At 38.1% G+C, this 4,425-nt stretch carries 2 protein-coding genes and 1 pseudogene; 2 read left to right on the top strand and 1 reads right to left on the bottom strand.

Annotated features, from left to right (window positions below; all coding sequences use genetic code 11):
• A pseudogene (locus ACFFAP_RS36415) lies at positions 1–173 on the bottom strand (IS701 family transposase); the annotation flags it as partial.
• A gap of 1,149 nt (positions 174–1,322) precedes the next feature.
• Here ACFFAP_RS36415 and ACFFAP_RS36410 point away from each other — a divergent pair.
• Positions 1,323–2,696 (top strand): AAA-like domain-containing protein, encoded by a 1,374-nt coding sequence (locus ACFFAP_RS36410; protein WP_375515768.1) that lies wholly within the window; start codon positions 1,323–1,325, stop codon positions 2,694–2,696.
• Positions 2,697–2,793: 97 nt separating this feature from the next.
• The coding region (locus ACFFAP_RS36405) for an AAA-like domain-containing protein (RefSeq protein WP_375515767.1) at positions 2,794–4,425 on the top strand (1,632 nt) is incomplete at its 3' end.

Here is a 4,425-nt window from a genome sequence, read left to right as displayed (position 1 = left end):
TCTTTGGGTTCATACCGCTCACGCAGCAAAAATCTGTTGACACTATCGTGAGACAAATCTTCCATGATTTCTGCCAAACGTGTGCAGCCTGGGTACTTTGATTCTGCCAGTAAAAACAGAGTATAAATATTAAGGTCACAGTTGGCGGTCGATGGCTTGGTAGTCGCTCTGATAGTCGTCACCCTTAATGCAGACAACCTCAGTATTATCCGTCTTTCAATGCCTTTGGTGATTAGCGATCGCTTATTTTTTCCTGATTTATTCCATGCATTCTCTGCCTATTTTGTCAATGCGTAAGTTCTGCTATGTACGGGCAGGATAAAGTAAATCCTGGCTCAGGGTAGTTTGATCAGCTTGCATTACACTCATCAGATCACTTAATCCCTCTAAAGCTCTGCCTTGAATGGCACTAAAAAACGTGAAACTTTTATCAGGGAAGAGTGTAGGGTGTAAGGAAAAAGCGTTGATTTCTAAGAGGATGTTTGAAAAGTCCTCAAGGGTGTGTTTCACTACCCTGGTTACCGAGAAACTGCCACGAGATAATCGGAGTTTTGAGATTTGAGATTGCGCCCCTGAGTTGCACTTGAGGCTCAAGCCGACCCTTTTCAAACAACCTCTAAATATTTTTATTTAGTTCTTAGTTTTTTCTTACATCCCTAGACCCTTGCATCCAAAAACCTTATATCTTATGGATTTGGCGAAAACAAGCGTGCCATTCCATCCTTGCTCTACGTTCTGTGACAATCGCTTTTGGGATAATTCTCTGATCAAAAGTCACCTTGACAGGACTACCTTACACTCCTACACAAGCATTAAGCACTAAGGTGTCATCTTTACAAGCGTACTATTAGCTCATAAGACGATTGCAGTGAATGGTGTACACTTGCTCAAATCAACGGTTGATAAAGCTTATGGAAAATTTTTCGGTCTACTGAGTCTAGCTTACTTAACAGTTGTCCATGCTGATGTCTTTTATTTTGTTTTTTTGTTTCTTTTGAATTTTGCTGTCAAAGATTATCAAGAACATGATTGAAACCTCTTGCTACCAACGTTTTACAAGCTACTTTGTTTTAAAGTAACCTTGTATAAATTAGTTTGATATATTCCCCAAAACTTGTCTATCCTGATAAACTCATATAAACTCACATTAATTTCGGAGTGAAAAATATACAAATAAATTTAAAACTCTCGATTGAGTTGAGAAAGTTTATAAAAACTCACAAAAACTAATTTTCTCAGATATAAAAGCCTATATTCTTCCCTAAATCAAGTATAACAAGTTGTAAATTTAGATAAAATTAATTTTTATACATTATTAAGTCATGGAATTTCAAGAAGCGTTAAACATTGTCAACCGAGCAACTTTTACCTCTAAAAAACAGTACCTAACTGACCTTCAAATTAATGTATTTCAAGGTTCTTGGGAAGGTAAGAGTTATGAAGATATTGCTACAGAATTGAAGTACACGTATAAATATATTAGTCAACAGGCTGGACCTCAATTGTGGAATTTACTTTCACAAGCATTAGGAGAATCAGTTAGCAAAACTAATTTTCGGGCAGCAATAGAGCGACGATCGCAATTAATATATCAGGAAATCTCATCGGCAAACAGTGAGTCTATAAAAGATCAAGAAAGATTCGATGAACTACCCCTGCCTCTATCAGAGCCAGAATTGCCTATAGGTCAAGTTCCTCTTAATTCTGCCTTTTATGTTGAACGCTCTCCCATAGAAGAGCGCTGTTATCAAGAAATTTTACAGCCAGGTGCTTTGATTAGGATAAAAGCACCCAAGCTAATGGGCAAAACCTCACTAATGGCAAGGATTATGCATTATGCCAGAGAGCATGGTTATCAAATAGTACCATTGAGCTTTGATTTAGCAGACAATACAGTATTCACTAATTTAGATATATTTTTACGTTGGTTTTGTGAAAATGTTGGTCGAAAACTAAAACGACTTGAGCAGTTAAATGATTATTGGACTATATATGGCAGCAAAGATAAAACTACTGCTTATTTTGAAGAGTGCCTATTAGAAGAAATCACCAGTCCAATAGTAATTGCTTTGGATGAAGTGCATCGAATTTTTCCATCCCGCAACATTGCTGATGACTTTTTTAGTCTTTTACGGGCTTGGTATGAGTATGCTAGGTACGGAGATCACAATAGTGAAGTTTGGCAAAAGCTGCGGATAATACTAGTTCATAGTAAAGAAGTTTACATTCCCTTGGATATAAATCAATCCCCATTCAATATAGGACTGAGCATCGAATTACAAGAATTTAATAGACAACAGGTAGAAAATTTGGTAATATATCATAAAAGGCTGAATTGGACAACTACCCAAGTAGAAAAACTAATGAAGATGGTGGGAGGGCATCCCTATTTAATACGGCAAGCTTTGTATTACATTCAGCATCAAGATATTACACTAAAGGAGTTGTTACAAACAGCCCCAGAAGAAGCTGGAATTTATCGCGACCATCTGCGACGACAGTTAAGGAATCTGAAACAGGATCTAGATTTGGCAGCAGCATTCAAACAAGTTGTAACAACACCAGAAGCAGTAGAATTAAACTCGGATTTAATATTTAAACTAGACAGTATGGGATTAGTGGTGCATCGTCCCGAAAATAAGGTGACTTGGCGTTGCGAATTATATCGTCAATATTTTTCTAGTCGTCTTAATTAAGATTAAATATTAATTTTTGAGATTTTAGTATCAAACTAAAATTCCCAATTATCAATTGCCTTATAGCACAACTAATTGCTGATAACGAAATAATAAGATGTCTGCAACAAAGAATGCACAAAACTCGGCTTACAATTATCAAGTTGGAGGTAGTTTACAAATTAATGCTCCTACTTATGTAGAGCGGCAAGCAGACAAAGATTTCTATGAAGGACTAAAATCAGGGGAATTTTGTTACGTACTTAATTCGCGGCAAATGGGCAAGTCCAGCCTGCGTGTGCAAACAATGCACAAACTGCAAAAAGATGGTGTTGCTTGTGGAGTGATTGACATTACAGGAATTGGTAGCCAAGACATTAGCCAATCTGAGTGGTATCTGGGTGTGATACGTAGGCTGTCACGCAGCTTTCTGCCCAAAGTCAAGGTACTAACTTGGTGGGGGGATTATGAGGGGCTGTCACCACTGGAGCGTTTGAGTGAGTTTATCGAGTCAGTGTTACTAGAGCAAGTAACTCAAAAAATTGTCATTTTTATAGATGAAATTGATAGTATCCTGAAATTAAATTTCAAAGATGATTTTTTAGCACTGTTAAGAGCTTGCTATAACAAAAGGTCTGACAACCCTGCATACCAACGTCTTACCTTTGCATTGCTAGGAGTAGCCACACCTTACGATTTGATTCGAGACAAAAATCGTACCCCATTTAACATTGGTCGAGCAATTCAACTTAGTGGCTTTCAAAAACATGAAGCCCAGCCATTAGCTCAAGGATTAGTCGGAAAAGTTATTAATCCTGAAACAGTTTTAACAGAGATATTAGCTTGGACAGGTGGTCAACCCTTTCTTACCCAAAAGCTTTGCAAGCTGGTTGTTTCGTCTGACTTACCAATTGCAATAGGTGATGAGTCCAAGTGTGTTGAAAATATAGTCTGCTCAAGAGTAATCGAGAATTGGGAATCTCAGGATGAACCGGAGCATATAAAAACAATTCGCGATCGCATACTTAGAAGTGAACAGCGCCCTGGGCAGCTACTGGAACTGTATCAGCAAATTTTATTGAAGGGTGAAATAACAGCAGATGCTAGTCCTGAACAAATGGAATTGCGGCTATCAGGGGTGGTAGTGAAACAACAAGGTTTGTTAAAGGTCTACAATCGCATTTACGCATCTGTTTTTAATCAAACTTGGATTGAGAAAGCGTTATTGAACTTGCGACCATATGGGTTAGAGCTAAAAGCATGGGTGGCAACGAATTATCAAGATGAATCCCATCTTTTGTGGGGGCAAACTTTGCTGTCTGCCCAGGCGTGGGCAGAAGGTAAGAGTTTGAGCAACCAGGACTATAAATTTTTAACTGCAAGTCTTGAGTTGGAAAAACGAAAGCTTCAAATTGCTTTGTCTGAAAATAGAAACTCTCATCAAATCTTGCCGAGCAAACGCCATCTTCAAATAATGACTATTTTGAGTGTAGTTGTAACAGCTTTGGTAATTGGAGTCCGACAGTTGGGAATGTTACAAACATGGGAGTTGCAAGCTTTCGACCATTTAATGCAGTTGCGTCCGCATGAAGGCACAGATCCGCGGATTTTGCTGGTGACTATCACTGAAGATGATTTTAAGCTTCCAGAACAGGAACATAGAAAAGGTTCACTATCGGATCGAGCACTGGCTTTAGCTTTGCAAAAACTTAGACAATTCAAAGCACGAACTATTGGTTTAGATATCTAT

It is taken from the genome of uncultured Nostoc sp., from assembly GCF_964245575.1.
Classification (GTDB): Bacteria; Cyanobacteriota; Cyanobacteriia; order Cyanobacteriales; family Nostocaceae; genus Nostoc.
This window is presented reverse-complemented; position numbering and strand designations above follow the sequence as displayed.

Coding starts and splice junctions, on each gene's coding strand:
- ACFFAP_RS36410 (WP_375515768.1), top strand. CDS start 1,323: ATGGAATTTCAAGAAGCGTTAAACATTGTCAACCGAGCAACTTTTACC.